At 62.0% G+C, this 13097-nt stretch carries 10 protein-coding genes and 3 tRNA genes; 8 read left to right on the forward strand and 5 right to left on the reverse strand.

Translation table 11 applies throughout. From position 1 onward, the window contains the following. Nucleotides 1-18 precede the first annotated feature (18 nt). The 4 genes from ilvN to AYX22_RS13135 all read right to left on the reverse strand — a co-directional run bounded on the left by ilvN (nt 19) and on the right by AYX22_RS13135 (nt 5500). Entirely contained in the window at nt 19-531 is a 513-nt protein-coding gene (gene ilvN, locus AYX22_RS13120; RefSeq protein WP_021470923.1) for an acetolactate synthase small subunit, read from the reverse strand. 2 nt (nt 532-533) lie between these two features. Continuing rightward, nucleotides 534-2438: an acetolactate synthase large subunit gene (locus AYX22_RS13125; protein ID WP_207593837.1), complete on the reverse strand. Its 1905-nt coding sequence runs from the start codon at nt 2436-2438 to the stop codon at nt 534-536. A gap of 290 nt (nt 2439-2728) precedes the next feature. Beyond that, nucleotides 2729-4447, reverse strand: coding sequence for a dihydroxy-acid dehydratase (gene ilvD / locus AYX22_RS13130; RefSeq protein WP_207593838.1), 1719 nt, complete (start codon nt 4445-4447; stop codon nt 2729-2731). A gap of 120 nt (nt 4448-4567) precedes the next feature. Beyond that, on the reverse strand, nt 4568-5500 hold the full coding sequence (locus AYX22_RS13135; RefSeq protein ID WP_207593839.1) for a LysR family transcriptional regulator: 933 nt from the start codon (nt 5498-5500) through the stop codon (nt 4568-4570). Nucleotides 5501-5681: 181 nt separating this feature from the next. Here AYX22_RS13135 and AYX22_RS13140 point away from each other — a divergent pair, with 181 nt between their 5' ends. The 4 genes from AYX22_RS13140 (at nt 5682) to AYX22_RS13155 (ending at nt 8392) form a co-directional block, all read left to right on the forward strand. Continuing rightward, nucleotides 5682-6710 (forward strand): hypothetical protein, encoded by a 1029-nt coding sequence (locus AYX22_RS13140; RefSeq protein ID WP_242703327.1) that lies wholly within the window; start codon nt 5682-5684, stop codon nt 6708-6710. Between the two features lie 54 nt (nt 6711-6764). Next, nucleotides 6765-7931, forward strand: coding sequence for a PQQ-dependent sugar dehydrogenase (locus AYX22_RS13145; protein WP_207593840.1), 1167 nt, complete (start codon nt 6765-6767; stop codon nt 7929-7931). A 117-nt stretch (nt 7932-8048) separates the two neighbouring features. Then, nucleotides 8049-8124, forward strand: a tRNA-Lys gene (locus AYX22_RS13150). Between the two features lie 192 nt (nt 8125-8316). After that, nucleotides 8317-8392, forward strand: a tRNA-Lys gene (locus tag AYX22_RS13155). A 61-nt stretch (nt 8393-8453) separates the two neighbouring features. On the opposite strand, the gene AYX22_RS13160 is transcribed toward AYX22_RS13155, so the two are convergent. After that, nucleotides 8454-8921 carry a MarR family transcriptional regulator gene (locus AYX22_RS13160; RefSeq protein WP_242703328.1) on the reverse strand — a complete coding sequence of 156 codons (468 nt, stop codon included), beginning with the start codon at nt 8919-8921 and terminating at the stop codon, nt 8454-8456. An 85-nt stretch (nt 8922-9006) separates the two neighbouring features. Between AYX22_RS13160 and bcp the strand changes: the two genes are divergently transcribed. From bcp to AYX22_RS13180, 4 genes are all read left to right on the forward strand, one after another. Further along, nucleotides 9007-9480 carry a thioredoxin-dependent thiol peroxidase gene (bcp, locus tag AYX22_RS13165; RefSeq protein ID WP_207593841.1) on the forward strand — a complete coding sequence of 158 codons (474 nt, stop codon included), beginning with the start codon at nt 9007-9009 and terminating at the stop codon, nt 9478-9480. A 53-nt stretch (nt 9481-9533) separates the two neighbouring features. Beyond that, nucleotides 9534-9615 (forward strand) — tRNA-Leu (locus AYX22_RS13170). Between the two features lie 203 nt (nt 9616-9818). Beyond that, nucleotides 9819-11486 (forward strand): ABC transporter substrate-binding protein, encoded by a 1668-nt coding sequence (locus AYX22_RS13175; RefSeq protein WP_242703329.1) that lies wholly within the window; start codon nt 9819-9821, stop codon nt 11484-11486. 79 nt (nt 11487-11565) lie between these two features. Next, nucleotides 11566-13071 (forward strand): malate:quinone oxidoreductase, encoded by a 1506-nt coding sequence (locus AYX22_RS13180; protein WP_207593842.1) that lies wholly within the window; start codon nt 11566-11568, stop codon nt 13069-13071. Nucleotides 13072-13097: the final 26 nt, after the last annotated feature.

The raw sequence follows: 13097 nt of genomic DNA on the forward strand, positions 1-13097 counted from the left end.
CGGTACTGGACGTTCTGCTCACGCGGAGCGGAGCGCCCTGTCACTCATGGAGCGGGATCCCCGTCCAACGGCCAAGGTGCCGGACTGCACGATTTCACGGATGCCGAACGGCTCGAGCACTGAAAGCAGTGCAGCGAGCTTCTCGGGGGTACCGGTTGCCTCGATCACCAACGAGTCTGTGGACACGTCGACGACGGCGGCACGGAACAAGTCTGCAGCCTGGGTAACCTGCAGGCGTGTCGCGGCATCCGCACGTACCTTGACCAGGATGTGGTCGCGTTGTACGGAAGATTCGGAAGTCAGCTCCACAATCTTGATCACGTTGACCAATTTGTTGAGCTGCTTGGTGACCTGCTCAATGAGGTCGCCGTCGGCGTCGACGACAACCGTCATGCGGGACATGCCGGGAACCTCGGTGGGTCCCACAGCCAGGGAATTGATGTTGAATGCACGCCGGGCAAAGAGGCTGGCCACGCGGGTCAGCACGCCGGGCTTGTCTTCTACCAGAACGGACAGTGTGTGGCGGGTCATGCCTAGTCCTCCTCTTCCCATTCCGGGGTCATGTTGCGGGCAACCTGGATCTGGTCATTGCTGACGCCCGAAGGCACCATGGGCCACACCATCGAGTTGGGGCTGACGACGAAGTCGATAACCACTGGACGGTCATTGATCTCGAGTGCCTTCTGGATGGTGGCGTCGATGTCTTCGTCACGCTCACACCGCAGTGCTGCACAACCGTAGGCATCAGCCAGTTTCACGAAGTCCGGGATCCGGACGGTGTCGTGGCCTGTGTTCAGGTCCGTGTTGGAGTAGCGGCCCTCGTAGAACAGCGTCTGCCATTGGCGGACCATGCCCAGCGAGGAGTTGTTGATGATGGCCACCTTGATGGGGATGTTGTTGATGGCGCAGGTAGCCAGTTCCTGATTGGTCATCTGGAAGCAGCCGTCACCGTCGATGGCCCAGACCACGCGGTCCGGCTCACCAACCTTGGCACCCATTGCTGCCGGAACCGAGTATCCCATGGTTCCTGCTCCACCGGAGTTCAGCCAGGCGTGGGGCCGTTCGTACTTGATGAACTGGGCGGCCCACATCTGGTGCTGGCCGACGCCGGCAACATAGATGCCTTCGGGACCGGTGAGCTCGCCGATGCGCTTGATCACGCGCTGGGGTGCGGTGAGCCCGTCTTCCGGCTCGGTCCAGCCCAGCGGGTACGTGTCGCGCAGGTTTCCAAGGAAAGCCCACCATGAATCCAGGTCCGGGGTGCCGCTTAGTTCAAACTGCGTCTTCACGGCTTCGGTGAGTTCGGGGATGATCTCCTTGACCGAGCCAACGATCGGGACGTCCGCGGTGCGGTTCTTGGAGATTTCCGCGGGGTCGATATCAGCGTGGATGACCTTGGCAAACGGGGCGAAGGTCTTCAGCACGCCGGTAACGCGGTCATCGAACCGGGCTCCCAGGGTGATCAGGAGGTCGGCCTGCTGGAGGGCAGTCACGGCGGAGACTGAACCGTGCATGCCGGGCATGCCAACATGCTGGGGATGCGAATCAGGGAAGGCGCCGCGCGCCATCAGTGTGGTGACCACGGGAGCGCCGGTAGCCAGCGCCAGTTCCATGAGCTCGGCGGAGGCGTGGCCCTTGACTACGCCGCCGCCCACGTACAGGACCGGCTTGCTGGCAGCAGCGATCAACTTGGCAGCTTCGCGGACCTGCTTATTGTGACCCCGCACCACGGGGCGGTATCCCGGCAGATCCACCTTGGGCGGCCAGGAGAAGGTCATCTGGCCCACCTGGGCGTCCTTGGCGATGTCCACCAGGACGGGTCCCGGGCGGCCCGTGGACGCGAGGTGGAATGCCTCTGCCATGACGTGCGGGATGTCATTGGGGTCGGTCACCAGGAACGAGTGCTTGGTGATGGGCATCGTGATACCCACGATGTCCGCTTCCTGGAAGGCATCGGTGCCGATGACTCCGCTGGACACCTGGCCGGTGATGGCCACCATCGGCACGGAGTCCATGTGGGCGTCCATGATGGCGGTAACGAGGTTGGTGGCACCGGGGCCGGAGGTGGCGATGCAAACGCCAACCCGTCCGGTAACCATGGCGTAGCCTTGCGCGGCGTGGCCGGCTCCCTGTTCGTGACGGACCAGGATGTGATTCATGCTGGAGGCCATCAAGGGGTCGTAGGTGGGCAGGATCGCGCCACCGGGCAAACCGAAAATATCATCCACGCCGAGTTCTTCGAGCGAACGGACAATTGCTTGCGAGCCGGACATCACCGTTGGGGGTACAACGGTGTTCGGCCCAAGTACAGGAGAGAGAGGTGCAGCAGCGTCGACGACGACGGACTCAGCCGTACGGTCGACCTTTTCCGGAGCTTTGTAGGCTCCAGCGGACTTTGCAGCCATCAGCGAGGGGCTGATCGGCGATCCTTTGCTCATCGGACTCTTCCTTAGTGGATCTTCAATAGATGGGTCTTGCTCGGGGAATAAAAAAACCCCTCAGCCTTCCGGCTCTTCGAGGGGTTTGCGCGTGACGGTTCGTTACCAGTCGGGCTAAGCCACGCGCTTGGTAAGGACGACGACGCCGACGGTAACGAATGTGATCATGCGTTCAGTGTTCCCTCAAAGTGAGATACGTGTCAATTGACCACAATCGTATCTCACTATTTGGACAGCCATGTCCGCCTGCCGGACTCCGCCCTTAGGGCGGGCGGAGTCCGGAGCAGGAATTACCCGCAGTACGCCCCCGTGGAGGCACTGTGGACAAGCTTGGCGTATTTGGCCAGCACACCCTTGGTGAACTTGGCCGGCAGGGGCTCCCAGCCCTCCTTGCGGGCCTCGAGCTCGGCCTCGTCCACCAAGAGGTCGAACGAGCGCGCGGCGATGTCCACACGGATGCGGTCCCCGTCCTTCACGAAGGCGATGGGACCGCCGTCGACCGCTTCTGGCGCAACGTGGCCAATGCACAATCCGGTGGTGCCGCCCGAGAAACGGCCATCGGTAAGCAGGAGCACATCCTTGCCCAGCCCTGCGCCCTTGATGGCTCCGGTGATCGCCAGCATCTCGCGCATGCCCGGGCCGCCCTTGGGGCCTTCGTAGCGGATCACCACGACGTCGCCCTTATTGATTTCGCCGTTGTCCAACGCGCTGAGGGCCCCCTGTTCACGCTCGAAGACACGCGCAGTGCCTTCAAAGACGTCCGCATCGAAGCCGGCGCTCTTCACAACGGCGCCTTCGGGCGCCATGGAACCGTGGAGGATGGTGATGCCACCGGTCTTGTGGATTGGATTGTCCAAGGCGCGGAGGATCTTGCCATCAAGGTCCGGCGGGTTGATGGAGGCGAGGTTTTCGGCGAGTGTCTTGCCGGTCACGGTGAGGCAGTCACCGTGCAGCAGTCCGGCGTCGAGCAGTGCCTTCATGATGACGGGCACGCCGCCGATCTTGTCCACGTCAGTCATGACGTAGCGACCAAAGGGCTTCAGGTCGCCGAGGTGCGGAATCTTGTCACCGATTCGGTTGAAGTCATCGAGCGTCAGCTCAACTTCTGCCTCGCGGGCAATGGCCAGCAAGTGCAGGACGGCATTGGTGGAACCACCGAAAGCCATAGTGACGGCAATGGCGTTTTCGAAGGCCTTCTTGGTCATGATGTCGCGGGCCGTGATTCCCAGGCGCAGCAGGTTAACCACCGCTTCGCCGGACTTGCGGGCGAAGTCATCACGACGGCGGTCTGCCGACGGCGGGGCGGCTGAGCCCGGCAGCGACATTCCCAGGGCTTCGCCGATGCAGGCCATGGTGTTGGCCGTGTACATGCCGCCACAGGCGCCTTCGCCGGGGCAGATGGCTTTTTCGATGCGGGTGAGGTCTTCCATGCTCATCTTGCCTGCGGCGCAGGCACCCACGGCTTCGAAGGCGTCAATGAGGGTGACTTCCTTTTCCGAGCCGTCCTCGAGCTTGACCCATCCGGGCATGATGGAGCCGGCGTAAAGGAAGACGGAGGCGAGGTCCAGGCGGGCAGCGGCCATGAGCATCCCGGGAAGGGATTTGTCGCAACCAGCCAGCAGGACCGAACCGTCAATACGCTCGGCCTGCATCACGGTTTCCACGGAGTCGGCAATGACCTCGCGGGAAACGAGCGAGAAGTGCATGCCTTCGTGCCCCATGGAGATGCCGTCCGAAACGGAAATCGTGCCGAACTGCATGGGAAAGCCACCGCCGGCGTGGACGCCTTCTTTGGCGCCTTGTGCAAGGCGGTTGAGGGAGAGGTTGCAGGGCGTGATTTCGTTCCATGAACTGGCGACACCAATTTGCGGCTTGGCGAAGTCGTCGTCTCCCATGCCAACCGCACGGAACATCCCACGGGCGGGTGCAGCGTGGATGCCATCGGTGACCACCCGGCTGCGGGGCTTGATGTCCGGCGTGATGTCTGTCGCAATCTCGGTGTCACTCATGAGCAAAGTCTATGGGTACCTCGTTGCCGCCGCCGCTCTTCCATGCCGGGTTAAGCAGGATCGACCAAATATTGCAGGGCAAACAAGGTTTCCCGGCAGCCCGGTATTGCGGTCCCCGGGTTACGTACCCGGAGGGGAGTCCCGAAGCTCCTTGGCGATTTCCGCGGCTTCACTCCTGAGCATGTCAAGGACGATCGCGATGGTTCCCCGGGCGGCTACCTCCTGGCGGGAAAGTGCCACGATGCTCCTGCTGGCCTTCACCTCCGTGAGTGGCCGCAGCACCAGGCCCCGTCTGGCACTGGCCCGGGCCGTGTACCGCGGGAGGAGGCAGATCCCATGGCCCGCACCCACCAGTGCCTCCAGCACCCGCAGGTCCGGATACCGCTGGCCACGGTTGGCCTGTCGGCCCGCATGGAGCTCGATTTGGCGAAGGACAGTGTCAAAGGGAAATCCCTCCGGTACACCGATCCAGGGGTAGTCAACAACATCGCTGGGACTTAACCTCGCCTTGGCTGCCAGCGGGTGGCCCACAGGCACAGCGACGTCGAGGGCTTCTTCGAGCAGCGGAACCACCGTCAGGCCCTGCCGGGCAAATACTTCCGGGCCGTCCACGCTGTGGGCAAGGACAATGTCGTAGTCGGCCACCAAGGGCGCGAAGTGCGCGGTTCCCGGATCCTCGAAATGTGCGTCGAAAGTCAGCCCCTCTACAGAGGACACCCGATGCAGCATCCCGGGCAGCAGCATTTCTGCCGCGCTGGGGAAGAACGCTGCGGACACGCGGGTCTGCCATCCCTTCCTGTAGGTGTCGATCGTGGACTCAGCCCGCGCCATGGCTGTGGCGATGTCGGCAGCCGCGGCCGCCATGGCGTATCCCGCTTCGGTGAGCTGCACACCCCTGCCGACCTTTTCCACCAGCACAACACCAATTTCCGCCTGCAACGTCTTCAGTTGCTGCGAGACTGCCGACGCCGTGACATTCATCGCCTCAGCCGTGGCACCCACACTTTGACGGTCTGCCAGCTCGCGCAGAATCTGCAGTCTTTTCACGTCCATTCAGCCAGACTAGGCGACCCGAAGGAATTCCATTCCCCATGATTTTGCAGCACCCGCGATTTTCCTCAGCAGACTGATCACATTCCATGGAACAGCAGGTCAAAGGCTGGACAGCCCATTAGCAGGCACGTAACGTCAGGAACACCACGAACTGCACCCCTGTGAGCAGAAGGGCATCCACATGGACTGGATAATTTGGGTCATTGTCATTGTGTTGGCCATTGCCATTGTTTGGTGGCTTATGAACCGCAACAAAGCACGTAATTCGTCCTCAACCCAGGCTCCCGCCGCAATGGAGCCCGCCAACACCACAACCCTGCCGGATGCGGCCGCAGCAACAGCCGGGGTGGCGGGCCTGGCCGGCGTCACCAACCTGGGTAAGGCGGCCGCCGAGGGCAGCGGCCCCTCCGGCGACGAATCCCCCCGGGATCCGGCAAGGGAACCAGCAGGGCAACCCGCCCGGGAATCAGTGGACGAGTCCATCGCTGATGAACCGGCTGACCTCAAAGCCCGCAGGGACCAGGAGGCTGACGACGAGTCGTTGGCCGGGGACATAAAGGCTGGGCCAGCCGCACTTACGGGTGACGAATCACTCGTGCAACCCGCCCGGGAACCAGTGGCAGCCCCATCTCCCGACCCCGCGCCGTCTCCCACCCCCGGCCTCACAGTGGAGGAGCCCGTTGTTGCCGCTCCCGTGGTGGAGGAACCGGTGGTTGAGGAACCCGTGGTGGCCCAGCCGACAGTCGACACCGACGCCGCTGTGTACTCGGCTGACACGGGGCACACAGCCGACACGGCACACACAGCCGATCCTGGCGACGTTGACGACTGGGATGCGGGTGCTTCGGAGCCCGCAGGCAAGGATGCTGCAGACAAGGCCGAGTGGGAATCGACATGGACCGACTCATCAGGGGCTCCAGTCCACCACCACGAGTACACGGACGCGCACTCCCCCACCCTCCCGGGCGCCGAGTCTGCAGCGGCAGAGGACCCCACAACCTCCGGGCACCTTGCCGCCGAGCACCCCTACGGAACCGGCTCCTCCAGCATTGCGGGAGACGCCTATCCCGTCAAAGCCAACGCGGCGGCCATGACGTACCACGACGAAGACACTGCGGACTATGACGACGTTGCCGCTGACGTGTGGTTTGAATCGGCCGCGCATGCAGAGGCTGCGGGGTTCAGGCCACCAAGGCGCAACAGGCACTGACCCGGCAAGCCACCACTTGACCGGTAACTACGGACCTCGGTAACGGACGCTGGCATGGGCACGCACTCACCGGAACGGCGAAGACTGCTGATGTTTGCCGCCGCGTTCGCGACAATCCTGGTGATGACAGGCTGCACGGGCAGCCCGTCATCCCCGGGAACCGCGGTAACGCCGAACCCCACCACCACGGCCCCAGTGCCTTCCAGCCCCGGCAGCAGCGAAAGGCCAGCAGGAGGTCAAGGGACAGCCGGCAGCCGGCAGGCTCCCGAGATCACTGAAAAGCTCGACGTCGGGTTGCAGCTGCCGTGGTCGGTGGTGTTCCTGCCGGATGGAACCGCAGTGGTATCAGAGCGCGACTCCGCCCAGGTCAAAGCCATCAGTGATGGCAGGTCCACCACCGTAGGCGAGGTTGCCGGCGTCGTCCCTGGAGGCGAAGGCGGCCTCCTGGGCCTTGCAGTGTCTCCGACGTTCCAGAACGACCGCTGGCTATATGCCTATTTCACGTCCGCCAGCGACAACCGCATTGCAAGGATGAAGCTGGGCGAAGACAGCGGGGGGACGTTGTCGCTAGGCGAACCCGACGTAATTTTTTCGGGAATTTCGAAGGCTTCAACCCACAACGGGGGGCGAATCCGCTTTGGCCCCGACGGGTTCCTCTACGTGGGCACGGGAGACTCGCAACGCCGGGATCAGCCGCAGGACACCAATGCCTTGGGTGGCAAGATCCTGCGCATCACCCCCGAGGGACGGCCGGCACCCGGAAATCCCTTCGGCGACAATCCCGTCTTCAGCTACGGACACCGCAACGTCCAGGGTTTGGCATGGGACAGCGAGGGAAGGTTGTGGGCCAGCGAGTTCGGCCCGGACGTGGATGACGAGTTGAACCTGATCACGCCGGGCGGCAATTACGGGTGGCCCACAGTCACCGGCGCACCGGGAAGGAACGGCCTGATCGATGCAAAGGTCGTGTGGCCTTCGACATCTGAAGCTTCTCCGAGCGGTCTGGAGATCGTCGGCGACGTGGCGTACACAGGCGCCCTTCGCGGTCAACGGCTGTGGACGGTACCGCTCGACGGCGAGTCAGCCGGAGAACCTGTGGCCTATTTCACAGGACAGCACGGGCGGCTGAGGGATGTCACCCGCGCCCCGGACGGCACTTTATGGCTGGTCAGCAACAACAGAAACCCCGACTTTGCGCTGATTCTGCGGGTCGCGTCGTAGGGTCAGTGATGGGGCACGGGCCGATTTCACAGTTGGGCGGATGTCGTGTAGAGTTACATGTCGTTGCGGAGATCGCCGGGGAAAGAAAAGCTCCCGGTTTGGTCGAATTCAACAGCTGCACCTCTAGCTCAACTGGCAGAGCAATTGACTCTTAATCAATGGGTTCCGGGTTCGAGTCCCGGGGGGTGCACCAAGGAAGGCCTTGGAGTGAATTTCACTCCAAGGCCTTTTTTCATTTCCGCAGGGCTTTGGAATCATCTCTTCATGGCATGCATCACTCCGGGGTCATGATGGTTTTGAAGCGTCGAAATCTGGTGTAGAGTTATTTGTCGTTGCGGAGCTCAACGAGGAATACGAATTCCCCTGAGAGCACGAAACAACAGCTGCACCTCTAGCTCAACTGGCAGAGCAATTGACTCTTAATCAATGGGTTCCGGGTTCGAGTCCCGGGGGGTGCACCAATAACAAAGGCTCCGGATCGTGAAAACGATCCGGAGCCTTTTATTCGGGCCCTGGGGTAGGTCAGCTTTGCGCGACGTCGGTGGCTTCGTCGCTGGGTTCCGGCTCAGGAGCCGGTAAACCAGCGAGCCCCCGGACGACAATCCTCAGTTCCTCCCGCAATCGTGCGGTATCAACGGCAACGGGCGCCAAGACGTCCTGCTCAAGCTTCACTGCTTCTGCGAGAGCTGCACTGCCGGCCTCTGTCAGGGTCACCACATGGCTCCTGCGGTCGGAGTCGCTGCGCTGGCGCGCGATGTGCCCGTGCAGCTCCAACCGCGCAAGAGTAGTACCCATTGTCTGGGCCTTGACCCGTGCGACTTCGGCCAACGCCGCCTGCGTAATTGCGCCTTTGGCGGCAAGCACTTGCATGGCAATGACCCCGGCGTGGGTAAGGCCGATGGACTTCAATTTTTCGTTCCACGAGATTTCCACCAGGCGCGCAGCTGTCGAAAGCAATCGGGTGGTGGGCCATCTCTCCATATCTGGCATGCCGACAGTATATGCGCGGACGGGGAGCCAGCGCGGCTCCTCCCCACTAAACTGGGAAATCGCGATCCCCAGCAAGGAGCATATTGTGGCAGAACGACTTATCCCGGGCGACGTTGCCCCCCACTTCACACTTCCCGACGAAACCGGCAAAAGCGTCAGCTTGTCGGACTTCCACGGGCGCAAAACCATCGTGTACTTCTACCCTGCAGCCTCCACCCCGGGTTGCACCAAGGAAGCATGTGACTTCCGTGACACCCTGGCCTCGCTCCAGGCTGCAGGCTACGACGTCGTTGGCGTCTCCCCCGATCCCGTCAAGGCACTGGCCAAGTTTGCAGCCGAAGAACAGTTGACGTTCCCGCTGCTCTCGGACGAGGACCATGCAGTGGCTGACTCTTACGCGGCCTGGGGCGAGAAGAAGAACTATGGCAAGACCTACATGGGATTGATCCGGTCCACCATTGTGGTGGACCCGGAGGGGAAAGTGTCCCTGGCGCAATACAACGTCCGCGCAACCGGGCATGTTGCCAAGCTTCGCCGGGACCTCAAGCTGGACAAGTAGCGGGTACACTGGAGGCCGATGGCGGGCCGCCCCAGGGCACCGGCCATCAGCCAGCGCGAGTGGTGAAATTGGCAGACACGCAGGATTTAGGTTCCTGTGCCTTCGGGCGTGGGGGTTCAAGTCCCCCCTTGCGCACAGCATGAAACACACAGTGGCCATGGGCCACCCGGAATACCCCCGGTTGCAGAACTCTGCAGCACGGGGGTGTTTTTTCCTCAAGCAGCGGGGATGGCTTCCTGAAAATGTGCTGGGAAGTGCACTCAGGACGTTCAACTAGACTGGAATGCGGTCTGGCCGAAGCCGGCCACAGCACTTCCAACCGGCTTGAGGGGACAAGAGTGGCAAGCAGCAAAATGCGGCGCCTGACCGTACAGTTCGGAGCTGCCGTAGCGGTTTTGGGGCTGGCAGCGTGCACGGGAACACCGGGCCCGGCACCGTCTTCGTCCTCCAGCAGCACCGCTCCGGTGGAGCCCACCGCCACCTTCAACTTCGGCACAGCATCCATGCCGCTGGGACTCGATCCCGCCATGACCGCGGATTCCGAGTCCTACCGTGTCACTCGGCAGGTCCTCGAAGGCTTGGTCGGCGTGGATGGCGCCACCGGTGAGACAACTCCACTTCTGGCTACGGAGTGGAAAGACAGCAACAACGGGCTCAGCTACGATTTCACGCTCCGCTCCGAGGTAACCTTCCACGACGGCACTCCACTGGACGCTGCCGCTGTCTGCGCAAACTTCAATCGCTGGTTCACCTTTCCCTCTGAACTCCGGAAACAAGCACCCGGCATTTCGTTCCAAGGAGTGTTCAAGGCCTATTCCGATGAGCCGGTGTTCTCCATCTTCAAGGACTGCAAAGTGGTCTCGGCCAACGACGTCCAGATCAACCTGACGCGGCCCTTCACCGGTTTCCTGCAGGCGCTGACCCTCCCTGCTTTTGCCATATCCTCGCCCACCGCCCTTGAAGCGCAAAAGGCGAATGTGCTGAACCAGACCTTGAACGGCCAGGCCGTGTCCGCCTATGCCAGCCACCCCGTAGGCACGGGCCCCTATGAATTCAGCGCTTGGGATGAGAACAGACTCACGCTCTCCACGTACAAGGGCTACTGGGGCAACAGGGGCCAAATAGCCACCATCAATTTCATCCCATTCGATCGCGCCGAAACGCGGCAGCAGGCCCTCCTGGACGGGAAGATCGACGCTTACGACCTGGTAACACCCGGAACCTTTGACCAACTGGTCAAGAAGGGTGTCCAGATTATCCAGCGCGACCCGTTCTCCGTGATGTACCTCGGGATCAACCAAGCCGTGGCGCCCTTGGAGAAGCTCGAAGTCCGCCAGGCCATCGAAATGGCAGTAGACAAGGAAACGCTGATCCGGCGGTTCTTCATCGACAACACTGCACAGGCCTCACAGTTCGTGCCGCCCAAGCTCAGTGGGTTCAACAACAACGCCCCGTCCCTCGGGTACAACCCGGAGAAGGCCAAGGAACTTCTGGAAAAGGCGGGCTACAAGGGTGAGGAAATCAAGTTCTACTACCCGCTGAACGCCACCCGCGCCTACATGCCCACTCCCGAGAAGATCTATGCCGAAATCAGCCGCCAACTGGTTGCTGTTGGCTTCAACATCAAGCCAGTGCCGGTTGACTGGGAGGGTGGCTACCTGCAGCGGGTCCAGTCGGCGGGAGATCGTGGACTGCACCTTCTGGGCTGGAACGGCTCCTACGCCGACGCCGATAACTTCCTGGGGCCGCTCTTCGGCGAAACCCGGCCAGAGTTCGGCTATGCGGATTCGGAAGTCTTCCACAAGATCGAGCGGGCACGCGCCATGCCCGACGGAGACGACCGCAACGCCCAGTACCAGGCCATCAACGCAGAGATCGCGGCCTCGGTACCGGCAGTGCCGATCGCCTTCCCCATCTCCGCTTTGGCGTTGTCCAACAAGGTGGAAAGCTACCCGGCTTCACCGGTCCTCAACGAAGTTTTCACGAACGTCCGCTTAAAGCCTTGACGTTCGCCCGCAATTTCAGTATTGGGTCTTCGCGGGGATATTCTGTGACAGCCAGTGCCGCCGCTAACGGAGATTGATCGTGACCTTCATTTCCAAGACTCAACATGCCGACGTCGTCCTTATTGGCGGCGGAATCATGAGTGCCACCCTTGGTGCGTTCATCAAGCAACTCGAACCCACCTGGACCATCTCCCTGTTCGAACGACTCGACGAAGCGGGGCTTGAGAGCTCCGGACCGTGGAACAACGCCGGCACCGGGCATGCCGCGCTGTGTGAGCTTAACTACTCCCCCGCAGCCAAAGACGGCTCCGTGGACCCTTCCAAGGCCCTCCACATCAACGAGCAGTTCCAACTGTCACGTCAGTTCTGGTCCCACCTGGTGGACACCAAAGTCATTGGATCCCCCAAGGGCTTCATCAACACCGTCCCGCACATGAGCTTCGTCATTGGCGACGACCACGCGAACTTCCTCAAGACCCGGTACGAGGCACTCAAGCCCAATACGCTGTTCCGCAGCATGGAATACACCGAGGACCAGGACCAGATCGCACAATGGGCTCCCCTGATCGTCAAGGGACGGGACCGCAAGCAGCGCGTGGCCGCTACCCGCGCAGCTGAAGGCACCGACGTCGACTTCGGCGCCCTGACGCGTGAGCTCACAACCTACCTGCAGGACAGTGGTGCCGAGGTCAACTACGGGCACGACGTCACCAACATCAGCCGCGCATCCGGTGGTGGATGGGACCTGTCCATCAAGCACCCCAAGTCCGGCGAGCACGGCCGCATCCACGCGAAGTTTGTCTTCGTGGGAGCAGGCGGCGGTGCCCTCCACCTGCTTCAGGCCTCCGGTATTCCTGAGAGCAAGGGCTACGGCGGTTTCCCCGTTTCCGGCCAGTTTTTCCGCTGCACCGACGACGCCATCACGTCACAGCACAGCGCCAAGGTTTACGGCCAGGCATCCGTGGGCGCGCCGCCCATGTCCGTCCCGCACTTGGATACCCGCTACGTGGACGGCAAGCGCTCCCTCCTGTTCGGCCCGTACGCCGGTTTCTCCACCAACTTCCTGAAGACCTCCAGCTACCTGGATCTTCCGCTGTCCATCCGACCCGGAAACATCATTCCCATGTTGGCTGTGGCCAAGGACAACATGGACCTCACCGCGTACCTCATCAAAGAGGTTGCCAAGCGGCACGAGGCCAAGGTTGAGGCTCTGCGTGAGTACTACCCCGAGGCATCCGGTGGCAACTGGGAACTGATTACCGCTGGCCAGCGTGTACAAATCATCAAGAAGCACCCTCAGAAGGGTGGCGTCCTGCAGTTCGGCACCGAGGTCATTGCCTCCCGCGATGGTTCCATTGGCGCGCTGCTGGGTGCCTCGCCGGGCGCTTCCACGGCGGTACCGATCATGATCGAGCTGCTGCAGAAGTCCTTCCCCAAGAACTTCAAGGGCTGGCAGTCCAGGCTCAAGGACATGATGCCTGGCTATGGCGTCAAGCTCAACGAGAACCCTGAGCTCGCTGCCGAACTGGAAGCAAGCACCGCGCGGTCGCTGCAGCTTGACGTGGCCAACGCCGTCCAAAGCTAGGCCATACCCGGGGCTGCGGCCGGTTC

The sequence above is a fragment of the Arthrobacter sp. D5-1 genome, from assembly GCF_017357425.1.
Lineage (GTDB): Bacteria > Actinomycetota > Actinomycetes > Actinomycetales > Micrococcaceae > Arthrobacter.

Coding starts and splice junctions, on each gene's coding strand:
- ilvD (WP_207593838.1), bottom strand. CDS start 4,447: ATGAGTGACACCGAGATTGCGACAGACATCACGCCGGACATCAAGCCC.
- AYX22_RS13160 (WP_242703328.1), bottom strand. CDS start 8,921: ATGCCAGATATGGAGAGATGGCCCACCACCCGATTGCTTTCGACAGCT.
- AYX22_RS13145 (WP_207593840.1), top strand. CDS start 6,765: ATGGGCACGCACTCACCGGAACGGCGAAGACTGCTGATGTTTGCCGCC.
- AYX22_RS13125 (WP_207593837.1), bottom strand. CDS start 2,438: ATGAGCAAAGGATCGCCGATCAGCCCCTCGCTGATGGCTGCAAAGTCC.
- ilvN (WP_021470923.1), bottom strand. CDS start 531: ATGACCCGCCACACACTGTCCGTTCTGGTAGAAGACAAGCCCGGCGTG.
- AYX22_RS13135 (WP_207593839.1), bottom strand. CDS start 5,500: ATGGACGTGAAAAGACTGCAGATTCTGCGCGAGCTGGCAGACCGTCAA.
- AYX22_RS13140 (WP_242703327.1), top strand. CDS start 5,682: ATGGACTGGATAATTTGGGTCATTGTCATTGTGTTGGCCATTGCCATT.